Source organism: Delftia sp. DS1230, assembly GCF_040112715.1.
In the GTDB taxonomy this organism is placed as follows: Bacteria; Pseudomonadota; Gammaproteobacteria; order Burkholderiales; family Burkholderiaceae_C; genus Comamonas; species Comamonas tsuruhatensis.
In genome coordinates this window covers 1,065,637-1,078,083 of sequence record NZ_CP157763.1, presented here as the reverse complement: position 1 = coordinate 1,078,083, position 12,447 = coordinate 1,065,637, and the positions used below count along the sequence as shown (strand labels likewise).

The following is a 12,447-nucleotide window of genomic DNA, read 5'->3' as shown; positions in this document are numbered from 1 at the left end:
GGTCGTTGCTGCCTCGCCACCTTTGGCCACGCAGGGGCCGGATCTGGCAAGTCAGTGCTTTGCCACACGCTGTCCTGCCGCGTCGATGACGGCTTCGCCGTCCTCCTTGGAGAATGCCCCTTGCTGGGGACGCGGCAGTATGTCCAGCACCACCTCGGATGGCCGGCACAGGCGCGTGCCCAGTGGCGTCACCACAATGGGGCGATTGATGAGGATAGGGTGCCGGAGCATGGCGTCGATCAGCTGGGCATCGGTCCATTCCGGGTCGCCCAGGCCCATCTCGTCATACGGCGTACCTTTTTGCCGCAGAACCTCCCGCACAGGCAGGGCCAGGTCCGCCAGCAGCCGCTCCAGCGTGGCCCGGTCGGGCGGTGTCTTGAGGTATTCGATGACGGCGGGCTCCTCGCCGCTGTTGCGGATCAGGGCCAGCACGTTGCGCGATGTGCCGCAGGCGGGGTTGTGATAGATCGTGATGGTGCTCATGGCAGGTGGGTTCTGTGAGGGAATTCAGGCAGCCACGCTCAGGCGCAGCGCAAGGGCGGCAAGCGTGATGAGCAGCACGGGGGCCGTCAAAACCGTACCGACCCTGAAGTAGTAGCCCCATCCGATGGTCATGCCTTTGCTGGCCAGCACATGCAGCCACAGCAGCGTGGCCAGGCTACCGATGGGCGTAATCTTCGGGCCCAGGTCGCAGCCGATCACGTTGGCGTAGACCATGGCATCCCTGACCACGCCGGTGGCACTGGAGGCATCGATCGACAGCGCACCCACCAGCACGGTGGGCATGTTGTTCATCACAGACGACAGCAGGGCCGAGAGCACTCCCGTGCCGATGGCTGCGCCCCAGACGCCGCCTTGGGCAAAGCGGTCCAGAACGGATGCGATAGAGGTGATCAGCCCGGCATTGCGCAATCCGTAGACCACCAGATACATGCCCAGCGAGAACACGACGATCTGCCACGGCGCGCCATGCAGTACCTTGCGGGTGCTGATGACGCAGCCGCGTGCCGCCACGGCCAGCAGCAGGGCGGCACCTGCGGCCGCGACCGCGCTGACAGGCACGCCCAGCGGCTCCAGCCCGAAGAAGCCGACCAACAGCAGGACCAGGACCACCCAGCCCGCGCGAAAGGTCGCCGGATCGCGGATCGCATCGGCCGGGCGCCTGAGCTGGGCCAGGTCATAGGTTGCGGGAATGCCGCGCCGAAAGAACAGCATCAGCATGGCGAGGCTGGCCAGCACCGAGGCGAGATTGACCGGCACCATTACCGAGGCGTATTCGTTGAAGCCGATGTTGAAAAAGTCGGCCGAGACGATGTTGACCAGGTTGGAGACGATCAGCGGCAGGCTGGCCGTGTCGGCGATGAAGCCTGCCGCCATGACGAATGCCAGCGTGGCGGAGGGCGAAAAGCCCAGCGCCACGAGCATGGCCATCACGATGGGCGTGAGAATCAGGGCGGCGCCGTCATTGGCGAACAAGGCGGACACAGCCGCACCCAGCAGCACGATGAACGCGAACAGCTTGCTGCCCCGGCCGCCGCCCCAGCGTGCGAAGTGCAGCGCGGCCCATTCGAAGAAGCCGGCCTCGTCAAGCAGCAGGCTGATGATGATGACGGCTACAAAGGTGGCGGTCGCATTCCACACGATGCCCCAGACCACTGGAATGTCGGAAAGATGCACCACGCCGGCCAGCAGGGCAACGACCGCGCCCAGCGAGGCGCTCCAGCCAATGCCCAGGCCGCGCGGCTGCCAGATAACCAGCACAAGGGTGGAGATGAAGATCAGGACTGCCATGAGCATGGTGCTGGGAGATTCGGGTTTCAGAAGGCGCGCATTCGTGGACGAAGGGGGGCGTCAGTGGGAGGCCAGTTCGCGGGCGGTGCCCTGCAGCCTTGCCTTTTCCAGCTTGTCGTCGGGCAGGTTGACCAGCAGCTCCAGACGACGACGCATCATGTGCAGAGTCTGTCGGAATGCTTCCAGCTTGACCTCTTCAGATGCGTCTCCCTGCGAGGGATCGGCGTATCCCCAGTGGGCGGTGGCGGGGTGGCCGGGCCAGATCGGGCAGACCTCGCCAGCTGCGTTGTCGCAGACGGTGATGATCAGGTCCATCTGCGGCGCCTGCGGGGCCGCGAACTCATCCCAGCTCTTGCTGCGCAGCCCCTGCACAGATACGCCGGCACGTTGCAGCACCTGCAAGCTCAAGGGATTGGGCTGCTGATTCGCGCGGGGGCTGCTGCCGGCCGAATACGCTTTGAAGCGCCCATTGCCCATGTCGTTGAGCAAAGCTTCGGCCAGGATGCTGCGCGCCGAGTTGTGAGTGCACAGGAACAGGACATTCAGGGGGGTGATGGAATCAGACATGGTGGCTTAGCAGCAGGACTTGGAGGAAGAGGCAGCTGCGGTGCCTGGGGCGCAGCAGGCAGATGCGGCCGCCTGGCGCGGGGCCGTCGGCGCGCAGCACGCGCCGCTGGCTCCGACGGCTGCATCAGGGGCCTCGTGAAACACGGGAATGTTCTCCAGCGAATGAAAGTGCTCCCAGGCAATCCCCTGGGGATCGGTGATCCAGTGCTTGTCGCTGCGTGCATAGCAGCAGGTGGTGGCGCCTTCGTCGAGCATCGCCAGGTCGGCGGCCCTGGCGCGTGCCTTGAGCGCATCCAGCTCCTCGGCCTCATCCACTTGGAAGCCCAGGTGGTCCAGGCCGGCTTTCTCGCCTCGCGTCGAAATGGCGAAGTTCACCCGGGGCTCATCCAGCATCCACTTCGCGTAGTCGCTTTCCACGCGGGCGGGCTCGGCACCAAACAGCTGGGAATAGAACGCGATGTTCTTGGCCAGATCGTCGACGTGCATATGGACATGGAAGCGTTTCATCGTGGACTCCGTTCAGCAGTTGCAGGGCAAGGCATCCACCGTGGCGCATGCGGCGCCCTGGCAGCAGTTTTCGGTGAGGTAGGCGAGCAGGTCGTTCATCGCCGCAAAGGACGCCCGGTACAGCACATTGCGGCCCAGGCGCTCCTGGCTGACCAGCTCGGCATGGGACAGCTCCTTGAGGTGGAACGACAGCGCGTTGGGTGCGATACCCAACTGTTCGGCCAAGGCGCTGGGCGTAAGCCCCGCAGGGCCGGCGACTACCAGGGCGCGGAAAACGCGCAGGCGCGCTTCATGGGCCAGGGCCGAAAGCGATCGGATGACTTGGGTTTCTTGCATGCATCAATAATACAACTATTGTTGAATTGTTGTTGAAAAAAATGAGGGCGGCCGTGCGGCTCCATTGCGCAAGCTCCGCGCCGAATGCGGAACGCCACTGAACACGCCGCGCGTCACGCAGATAACTCGTTGATTTCTCACGTCCTCGCAAGCCATGCACCATCGATCCTTAGAGAGATGCGCCACTGAACTTTCGTCTGTACGGAAAACGCGCCACTGCACTTTAGTTTTTTGGCCAGCAAGGCTGAGGAGCGAGCTATCGGCCGAGGCGCAAGGGCTCAGGGCCGATGTGCGGCGGCGTCGCGCGTTGCCATGGGCTCTTGTGTGGCAGCTACCGACCCGTTGCAGTCGTTTGTCGCTGGCCTGTCGGTGTCGGCTTTGCCTCGGCAGCTGCCGCCCCCCCGCCGCCGGGCGAACTCACGCTGCATGGCGCCAAGCAGTCCTTAGCCCCTGCGACAAGCGCTGGCCCAAATGGTGGGGCTACTCGAAGGCTAGGACATTCTCCGGGCGCTCGCCCCGTGCCAGTGATCGTCTCACCCCCACTCAAACTTGCAGTCCCGAAACACGGATGGACGGCCAGGCTCGCCATGACACCCTGACAGCTCTACCCTCGCAAACATCGCCATCAACGGCGGACAGCACATCCACTGATGCTGACGACGTTCACACGGGGCGCAGCTGAAAACATTTCAGAACTTCATAGACACCGCCACGCGCATATTCCGCGCCTCCCCGTAGTACGACGAGGTCGAAACCCCTTGGTACTTGCGGTCGAAGACGTTGTAGAGGTTGGCCGAGACCGTGAGCTTCGGATTGATGGCGTATTGCACCATCAGGTCGGCCACAGCATAGCTTTTCTGCTCGACACGGCTGACGTTGGGCAGGCCCAGGAAGGAGAGGTCGCTCCAGGTGCCGCTTTGCCAGCGCGCGCCGCCGCCCACGGTCAGGCCGTGGCCTATGTGAGGCAGGCGGTAGGTGGTGAACAGCTTGAGGGTGTTGCGCGGGATTTCGGGGTTCAGGCGGTTGCGCTCGGCGTCGCGCGCGATGTTGCGGGCAAAGCCGACGGAGGCGTTCCAGTGGCGGCGGATTTCGCCGGTCATCTCCACCTCGAAGCCACGCGTTTCGGCGCCCTTGACGGCACGGTAGGCCTGCTCGCCATTGGGCGCGTAGCTGCCCGTGATGGCCTGGGCCACGTTGTCCTGCAGCAGGCGGTAGACGGCGGCGCCCACCTGCAGGCGCTTGTCCAGCAGCTCGCCCTTGAGGCCCAGCTCGTAGCTGCGGCCCAGGAGGGGATCGAGCTTTTTGCCGTGGATGTCCAGGCTGCTCTGCGCCTGGAAAATATCGGTATAGCTGGCATAGGCCGACCAATCGCGGCCCACGTCCAGCACCAGGCCGGCGAAGGGCGTGAGCTTGCCGTTTTCGGCCATGGCGCTGCCGCTGGTCTCGCCGCTGGCGAAATCGGTGTAGCTGTCGCGACGCTTCCAGTTCGTGATGCGTGCGCCCGCGATGACGGACAGCCGGTCCGTGGGGCGCAGCTGCAGCGATCCGTAAGCACTGCTGCTGCGTTCCACGGCCGCGCTGCGGCCTAGTACCGGGTTGTCGGGCTGCACCGGCGTGCGGCCATCCCAGGTGAAGAGGTTGTCTATGGTGTTGTCCCAGCCGGGGAAGGCCCAGCGGCCATGCGAGCCGCTGTCGTTGCGCGTGCGCGCCACACTGGCGCCGAAGGCGGCCTGGTGCTGGCGTCCCAGCAGCTGGAAGGGACCGGAAGCCGTGAGGTCCAGCGTGTCCTGCCGAGGCCGCCCCGTCCACCAGGCGGCCCACAGGCCGGCACCTGTGCCGGTGGTGCGGTCCACAGGCTGTTCATTGGTCCAGCCCGGAATCTCGTCATAGCTGCTGCGGTCGAGCGTGTAGATGGCCTTCAGGCGCCAGTCGCTGGCCATGCGGTGCTCGAGCGAGGCGAAGACGCTGCGGTAGTCCCGCCGTGCCGAGGCCCAGCGCGCGCCCGAGGACGCGGAGCGGCTCCAATCGATGCGCGTGCCATCCGTGTAGAAGAAAGGCCGGCCCCCACTGCCTACGCCAGAAGCGTCGTAGTCCTGCGCGGAAAAGCCCACGGTGGCCAGCGTGGACAGCGACAGGTCAGCCTCCACCACGCCGTACAGCGAGCGGCTGCGGTCCTGCTCGTAGTCGACCTTGGAATGGCGGTTCTGCGACACGGCCACGATGCGCCCGCGCACCGATCCGGAGGCGTTGAGCGGAGATGACAGATCCACCTCGGCACGTGCGAAATCCCAGGAGCCTGCCGTGAGCCTGGCGCTGCCCTGGAACTCGGCCGTGGGCAGCTTGCGCACCAGGTTGATGGTGGCGCCGGGCGTGCCCGCGCCGCTCATCAGCCCCGAGGCGCCGCGCACGACTTCGACGCGGTCGAACATGGCCATGTCGCTGGTCTGGAAGATGGCCGGGTAGTCGCTGAACAGGCGGTTGACGCCATCGACCTGGAAGTTCTTGATCTGAAAGCCCCGCGCGAAGAACTGGTTGGTGTCGCCGCCCGTGGGACCGTACTGCGCATAGCTCAGGCCCGTGGTCTGGCGGGCGATGTCTTCCTGCAGCACGATGCCCTGGTCGTCCATGCGCTGGCGCGTGATCACGCTGACCGACTGCGGCGTCTCGCGCAGCGACAGGGACAGGCCCGTGGCGGCCCGCGATTCGCTGGCGGCGTAGGACTGCGTGCCCTCGGTGACGGCGCTGCGCTCGGCCTGGGCGGTGACGCGCACCTCGGCCAGCGTGGCCGCGCCGGTGGGCGTTCCCACGGCCAGGGACGGTCGCACCACAAAGCCGCCGCCCTCGCGCGGCAGGGCCTGCAGGCCCGTGCCGGCCAGCAGCGCGGACAGGGCCTGGTCCACGGTTCGATCACCCTGCACGCCGGGGCTGGTCCTGTCTGCGGTCTGGGCGGTGGAGAAGGACAGCAGGATGCCCGCCTGGGCGCCAAAGCGATTGAGCGTGGCGGTCAGCGGCCCGGCAGGAATGTCGTAGCGCTGCACTGCCTGGGCGTGGGGCTGTGCCTGTGCGTGGGCCTGCGCCGGGGCAAGCACCGCCACCAGCGGCAGTGCCAGAACGGCGGGGCGCAAGGCCTGCCGCAGTTGAAATGCCAGTCGTGTGGCGCGAAAAGTCGGGTGATGGCCCATGGTGTGCGTGTCCCTCGGTCCTGGATGGTTGGCAATGGAATGCGGGCGCAGAAAAAAGCGCTTCATCTCCATTGCCCCGCGAGACGCGAAAAGCGATCAGCCAGGATCGACAAGAGCCAGGAAATCAGGCCGGCTCGACCACCACCCAGTAGCGCGTGGCCGTGCGCAGGCGCACCGGCAGGGTGGCCAGCAGCATGGCCAGCACCTGGTCGGTGTCGGCCAGCGGATAGGTGCCGCTGACGGGCAGCTGCGCCACGGCGCCATCGCAGCCCAGGTGGCCGGGCCGGTAGCGCGACAGCTGGTCCAGGAACTCGGCCAGCGGCATGTCCTGGGCCACCAGCATGCCGCGCGTCCAGGCTGCCAGGGCCGGATCGGCGAGCCCGGCCGGCGTGGTGGCCTGGGTGTCGAAATGCGCCTGCTGGCCTGTTTGCAGCAGATGGAGGTGGCCGGGCCGTTCGCGGGGCGCGATCTCCGTGGCGCCTTCAAAGACCGCAACCCGGCTGGGCCCCTGGCCGCGCTGGCGCACGACGAAGCGCGTGCCCAGGGCACGTATGCGGCCATGGCGGGTTTCGACGAGCAAGGGCGGCGCACTATCCTTCAGGCCCTGGGCCGTGGCCACCTCGATGTCGCCGCCGCGCAAGCGCACCAGGCGCTGCTGCGGGCTGAAATCCAGGTCGACCGCACTGTCGGCATTCATCTGCAGCTGGGTGCCGTCCGGCAGGCGCAGGCTGCGCCGCTGGGCCGTGCCCGTGCGCAGGTCCGCCCCCAGGCCGGCCAGCCAGTCGCCCGAGGATGCCGGACCTCTCCATGCCACGGCACCGGCACCCGCGCCCGTGAACAGCAGCACGGTCAGGCTGCGCACCGCCAAGCGCCGCCCGCGCCCGCGTGCCGTGCGCGCGGCCTGGGCCAGGGCCACGCTGGCCGGCGTACCGGACAGCGGCTGCAGGCGTGCGCCCATGGCCTCTATGCGCAGCCAGGCGCGCTCATGGTCGGGATGGGATTCGCGCCAGTGCTGCAGGCGCTGCACCAGCATCTCGCGCGTGCCGGCGCTGTGATCATCGGACTGCAGCTCCACCAGCCATTCGGCGGCCTGCTCGCGCACCGCAAGAGGAATGGGCAGGCTCATGCGCCGTCGTCGTCCAGAAAGCAGACTTGCACCACGGCCCGCGCGATATGGCGGCGCACGGTGGGCACGGAAAGGCCCAGTTCAGCCGCGATGTCGGCCTGCCTCATGCCGTCGATCTGCGACAGCAAAAAGGCCTGGCGCACGGGCAGTGGGAGCAGGGCCAGCAGGCGGTCCACCTCGACCAGGGTCTGCAGCACGATGGCGCGGTGCTCGGGGGACTGGGCCACGGCCTCGGGCATGAGGGCCAGGGCGTCCAGATAGGCCTGCTCCACGCAGCGCTTGCGGTAGAGGTTGGCGGCCAGACCCTGGGCAATGGTCATCAGCAGGGCACGCGGTTCGCGAATGGCCTGGATCTCGGCGCCGCTACGGCCCAGCAGGCGCACATAGGTGTCCTGGGTCAGATCGGCCGCATCAAAGGCATTGCCCAGGCGCTTGCGCAGCCAGCCCAGCAGCCAGCCGTGGTGGTCGGAGTAGAGAGTGGCGACATCGGGAACAAGGGCGCGGTCGGCGGCGGGCATGGGAAAGCGGCACGAGTGAAGCAGGAGGAAAGGCACCGGGGCAATATGCAGCGGCAAACAAGAATGCTTCTTATTTTCATTGTATCCAAATCCTACATCGTCATTGCACCAACCTGCGCACCAACGCCTGAGTGCGGACGCTCGGCGCGAGCACCATCGTGGGCTGATTCCACCTTCGTTGAAACCAGTCGGAGCGACGGCATTGAGTCGACAGGAATCAGCGGTGCAGCGCGAAATGGGGCCTTCGAGGCGAAGCACGGCGCACCGAAGAATCGACTGGCCACTTCCAAACGGTGAAGCGGTCGTCCAACAATGGAAGCCTTCAACGGCCGGTGTTGGTCGTCCCTGTCACTCTCGCTTTGCACAGTGAAGGGCGTAGATCAGCCTGAGGCCATCGTTAGAAAGTCTGCAGTTGCCAACTGCTCCGCAGCGATTGCTGCTGCTCACGGCCACCTCGTGACCTATCAGTTGCAGCCACATGGTGGTCATCCAAGCTTCAGGGCTGGCGGCATCGCCAGATGCTTCGCTCCTCATCCGCGCCTGATCAAGGACAGTCACTCTGCACGGCTGGCTGATCTTGGGTGCGCTCAGCACCACGGCCAGGGCGCCTTCGATGCGACGTCAGGTCACAGCCCGCAGGCTGCATGGTGATTCAGCGACAGCCTTTCGCCGGAAGTTCTGTGTGCTCCTGCAGGCCGCGCTTCGCCGCTGGCCAGCGCGGGCGCGCCCCGAAAAAACTAAAGATCAGTGGCGTTCCGCACTCCGCGCCGGATGTGCCGTCTTGCGGCACATCCGGCCCTACCCCTTGAAACCTGGCCGAATTGCCTTATTATTAGCACTCGTTGGGTATGAGTGCTAACAATCCTCTGTCCCACATTGCTTCGAATGCCGGCCCGCCGGGCCGGCAAGTCTTTGTTTCAACTTTGTTGATGATTTAGGAGTTGGTATGAACCTGCGTCCCCTGCACGATCGCGTGATCGTCAAGCGCCTCGAAAACGAAACCAAGACGGCTTCGGGCATCGTGATCCCCGACAACGCCGCCGAGAAGCCCGACCAGGGCGAAGTGCTGGCAGTGGGTCCCGGCAAGAAGAACGACAAGGGTGAAGTGATCGCCCTGAACGTGAAGGTCGGCGACCGCGTTCTGTTCGGCAAGTACAGCGGCCAGACCGTCAAGGTCCATGGCGACGAACTGCTGGTGATGAAGGAAGACGACCTGTTCGCGGTCGTCGAAAAGTAATCCACGCGCTTCGAAACCGCACTTTCCAACTGAATCCGGAGAATTGAAATGGCAGCAAAAGACGTAGTTTTCGGCGGCGAAGCACGCGCCCGCATGGTTGAAGGCGTGAACATCCTGGCCAACGCGGTCAAGGTCACGCTGGGCCCCAAGGGCCGCAACGTGGTGCTGGAGCGCTCCTTCGGCGCCCCCACCGTGACCAAGGACGGCGTGTCGGTCGCCAAGGAAGTGGAACTCAAGGACAAGCTGCAGAACATGGGCGCCCAGCTCGTGAAGGAAGTGGCCTCCAAGACCAACGACATCGCCGGTGACGGCACGACCACCGCCACCGTGCTGGCACAGGCCATCGTCCGCGAAGGCATCAAGTACGTGGCCGCCGGCCTGAACCCCATGGACCTCAAGCGCGGCATCGACAAGGCTGTCGCCGCCCTGGTGGAAGAGCTGAAGAAGCAATCCAAGGCCACCACCACCTCCAAGGAAATCGCCCAGGTCGGCTCGATCTCCGCCAACTCCGACGAATCCGTGGGCAGCATCATTGCCGAAGCCATGGACAAGGTCGGCAAGGAAGGCGTGATCACCGTTGAAGAAGGCAAGTCGCTGGCCAACGAACTCGACGTCGTCGAGGGCATGCAGTTCGACCGCGGCTACCTGTCGCCCTACTTCATCAACAACCCCGAAAAGCAGGTTGCCCTGCTGGACAACCCCTTCGTGCTGCTGTTCGACAAGAAGATCAGCAACATCCGCGACCTGCTGCCCACGCTGGAAGCCGTGGCAAAGGCCGGCCGTCCCCTGCTGATCATTGCAGAAGACGTCGAAGGCGAAGCCCTGGCAACGCTGGTGGTCAACACCATCCGCGGCATCCTGAAGGTTGTGGCTGTCAAGGCTCCTGGCTTCGGCGACCGCCGCAAGGCCATGCTGGAAGACATCGCCATCCTGACGGGCGGCAAGGTCATCGCTGAAGAAGTGGGCCTGGCGCTGGACAAGGTGACCCTGGAAGACCTGGGCCAGGCAGTGCGCATCGAAATCGGCAAGGAAAACACCACCATCATCGACGGTGCTGGCCAAGCTGCTGAAATCGAAGCCCGCGTCAAGCAGATCCGCATCCAGATCGAAGAAGCCACCAGCGACTACGACCGCGAAAAGCTGCAAGAGCGCGTGGCCAAGCTGGCCGGCGGCGTGGCCGTGATCAAGGTCGGCGCTGCCACCGAAGTCGAGATGAAGGAAAAGAAGGCCCGCGTTGAAGACGCCCTGCACGCTACCCGCGCTGCTGTGGAAGAAGGCATCGTGGCCGGCGGCGGCGTGGCTCTGCTGCGTGCCAAGCAAGCCGTGGGCGAACTGAAGACCGGCGACGCCGAGCAGGACGCCGGCATCAAGCTGATCATGAAGGCCATCGAAGCGCCCCTGCGCGAAATCGTGGCCAACGCCGGTGGCGAGCCCTCGGTGGTGGTCAACGCCGTGCTGAACGGCTCGGGCAACTACGGCTTCAACGCTGCCAACGACACCTACGGCGACATGCTGGAAATGGGTATCCTGGACCCGACCAAGGTGACGCGTACGGCCCTGCAGAACGCCGCTTCCGTGGCATCGCTGCTGCTGACGACCGAAGCCATGATCGCCGAGTCCCCCAAGGCTGAAGGCGCCCCCGCCATGCCCGACATGGGCGGCATGGGTGGCATGGGCGGCATGGGCATGTAATTGCCCGCCGCAACCGGGCAGGCCTTGCGCCATGCCCAGTTTGCCCCGCAAGAAAAAGGCCGCCCTCGGGCGGCCTTTTTCATTGCATGAACGCTGTTGCCGATGTCCTCAGGACACGGCCTGGCCCCAGGCCCGGCCCAGGCGCGCCACGGCCTCGGTGATCTGGGGCACGGTGGGCGCCGCATACGACAGGCGCATGCACAGGCCGGCCTGCTGCGCCGCCTCGGCCGGGAAGAAGGCCTTGCCTGGCACATAGAGCACGCCCTGCTCCACAGCGGCCGTGAACAGCGCCCGGGCCAGGGCCTCGGGCTCGCCCGCATGCCGTTGTGGCGGCAGCAGCTGCGCCCAGACGAACATGCCGCCCGCAGGCCGCACGAAGCGGATCTGCTCGCCCAGGGCCGACTGCATGCCCGAGCACAGCGCATCCATGCGCGCCGCGTACTCGGCGCAGGCCTGGGCCAGCTGGGGTGCATAGCGGCCCGAGCGCAGATAGTGCGCGGCGATCATCTGCGCCAGCGGCGAGGTGCACAGGTCGGCCGTCTGCTTGGCGATGGTGCAGCGGCGCAGCAATTGGGCGTCGGCCAGCATCCAGCCGATGCGCAGCGCCGGTGCCACGGTCTTGGACAGGCTGGACAGGTAGACCACGGGGTTGGACTGGGCACCGCACTGCGCCAGGCCCGTTTCGTAGATCGACGGCTCGCGCTGGCCGGTAAAGCGCAGCTCGCCATAGGGGTCGTCCTCGACGATGACAAAGCCATGCTGGCGTGCCAGCGCCACCAGGGCCGTGCGCCGCGCCGCGGGCAGCAGGGTGCCGCCCGGGTTGGAGAAGTTGGGCACGGTATAGAGCAGCTTGGGGGCACGCGCATGGGGCCACTGCGCCAGCAGGCGGGCCAGGGCCTCGGTGTCCAGGCCCTGCTCGTCCGTGGGCACGGCCACGACCTGTGCCTGGGCCAGCTTGAGCGTCTGCAGCGTGGCCGGGTAGGCGGGCACCTCGACCAGCACCGGATCGCCAGGCTCCACCAGCACCTTGACCAGCAGGTCGAAGGCCTGTTGCGAGCCCGTGGTCACGATCATGTCGGCCGGCGTGCAGGCAATGCCGCGCGTGGCGCACAGCGCGGCCAGGGCTTCGCGCAGCGGCAGCTGGCCTTCGCTGGCGCCGTACTGCAGGCTGGCGGCAGCGTCCTGCTGCAAAGCGGCCATCGCGGCCTGTTGCAGGCCTTCGGCATCGAACAGGCTGGGCGAGGGATAGCCGCCCGCCAGCGAGAGCATGCCAGGGCGGCTCAGATAGGGAAACAGCTCGCGTATGGGCGAGCCTTCGGGGTGCGCGAACAGCGGGTTGAACAGATGGGCGGTGGGCGACTGAATTCCCAGGTCTGCAGTGCTCATGAAGGCCTCTTGCGGCTTTGCAAAAAACAAAGGGGCGCGTGCACAGGCCTGGCGCCTGCGCATGCGCCCCGGGAAAGGGGATACAGGGTGGATGCCGGCCAAAGC

Annotated in this window: 11 protein-coding genes; 2 read left to right on the top strand and 9 right to left on the bottom strand. The window is 66.0% G+C overall.

What is annotated here, in order from left to right; all coding sequences use genetic code 11:
• Positions 1 to 51: 51 nt before the first annotated feature.
• The 8 genes from arsC to AAN986_RS04810 all read right to left on the bottom strand — a co-directional run bounded on the left by arsC (position 52) and on the right by AAN986_RS04810 (position 8,027).
• Positions 52 to 483: an arsenate reductase (glutaredoxin) gene (arsC, locus tag AAN986_RS04845; protein ID WP_016450895.1), complete on the bottom strand. Its 432-nt coding sequence runs from the start codon at positions 481 to 483 to the stop codon at positions 52 to 54.
• A gap of 24 nt (positions 484 to 507) precedes the next feature.
• Positions 508 to 1,797, bottom strand: coding sequence for an arsenic transporter (locus AAN986_RS04840; protein WP_016445463.1), 1,290 nt, complete (start codon positions 1,795 to 1,797; stop codon positions 508 to 510).
• A 54-nt stretch (positions 1,798 to 1,851) separates the two neighbouring features.
• Positions 1,852 to 2,358 (bottom strand): arsenate reductase ArsC, encoded by a 507-nt coding sequence (locus AAN986_RS04835; RefSeq protein WP_016445462.1) that lies wholly within the window; start codon positions 2,356 to 2,358, stop codon positions 1,852 to 1,854.
• A 6-nt stretch (positions 2,359 to 2,364) separates the two neighbouring features.
• The gene (locus AAN986_RS04830; protein ID WP_026062733.1) at positions 2,365 to 2,865 is read right to left on the bottom strand and encodes an ArsI/CadI family heavy metal resistance metalloenzyme; all 501 of its coding nucleotides are present in this window, start codon (positions 2,863 to 2,865) and stop codon (positions 2,365 to 2,367) included.
• 12 nt (positions 2,866 to 2,877) lie between these two features.
• Positions 2,878 to 3,201 (bottom strand): helix-turn-helix domain-containing protein, encoded by a 324-nt coding sequence (locus AAN986_RS04825; protein ID WP_016445460.1) that lies wholly within the window; start codon positions 3,199 to 3,201, stop codon positions 2,878 to 2,880.
• Between the two features lie 689 nt (positions 3,202 to 3,890).
• Positions 3,891 to 6,326 (bottom strand): TonB-dependent siderophore receptor, encoded by a 2,436-nt coding sequence (locus tag AAN986_RS04820; RefSeq protein WP_349335587.1) that lies wholly within the window; start codon positions 6,324 to 6,326, stop codon positions 3,891 to 3,893.
• Positions 6,327 to 6,507: 181 nt separating this feature from the next.
• A complete protein-coding gene (locus tag AAN986_RS04815) occupies positions 6,508 to 7,509 on the bottom strand; it encodes a FecR domain-containing protein (RefSeq protein ID WP_047217172.1) in 1,002 nt (333 codons plus the stop codon).
• Positions 7,506 to 8,027: a sigma-70 family RNA polymerase sigma factor gene (locus AAN986_RS04810; RefSeq protein ID WP_016445457.1), complete on the bottom strand. Its 522-nt coding sequence runs from the start codon at positions 8,025 to 8,027 to the stop codon at positions 7,506 to 7,508. The genes AAN986_RS04815 and AAN986_RS04810 overlap by 4 nt, the downstream gene beginning before the upstream one ends.
• A gap of 946 nt (positions 8,028 to 8,973) precedes the next feature.
• Here AAN986_RS04810 and groES point away from each other — a divergent pair.
• Both groES and groL read left to right on the top strand, forming a co-directional pair.
• On the top strand, positions 8,974 to 9,264 hold the full coding sequence (gene groES, locus AAN986_RS04805) for a co-chaperone GroES (RefSeq protein WP_016445456.1): 291 nt from the start codon (positions 8,974 to 8,976) through the stop codon (positions 9,262 to 9,264).
• Between the two features lie 48 nt (positions 9,265 to 9,312).
• Positions 9,313 to 10,956 carry a chaperonin GroEL gene (gene groL, locus AAN986_RS04800; RefSeq protein WP_016445455.1) on the top strand — a complete coding sequence of 548 codons (1,644 nt, stop codon included), beginning with the start codon at positions 9,313 to 9,315 and terminating at the stop codon, positions 10,954 to 10,956.
• Between the two features lie 108 nt (positions 10,957 to 11,064).
• On the opposite strand, the gene AAN986_RS04795 is transcribed toward groL, so the two are convergent.
• Positions 11,065 to 12,342, bottom strand: coding sequence for a PLP-dependent aminotransferase family protein (locus AAN986_RS04795; protein WP_349335586.1), 1,278 nt, complete (start codon positions 12,340 to 12,342; stop codon positions 11,065 to 11,067).
• Positions 12,343 to 12,447: the final 105 nt, after the last annotated feature.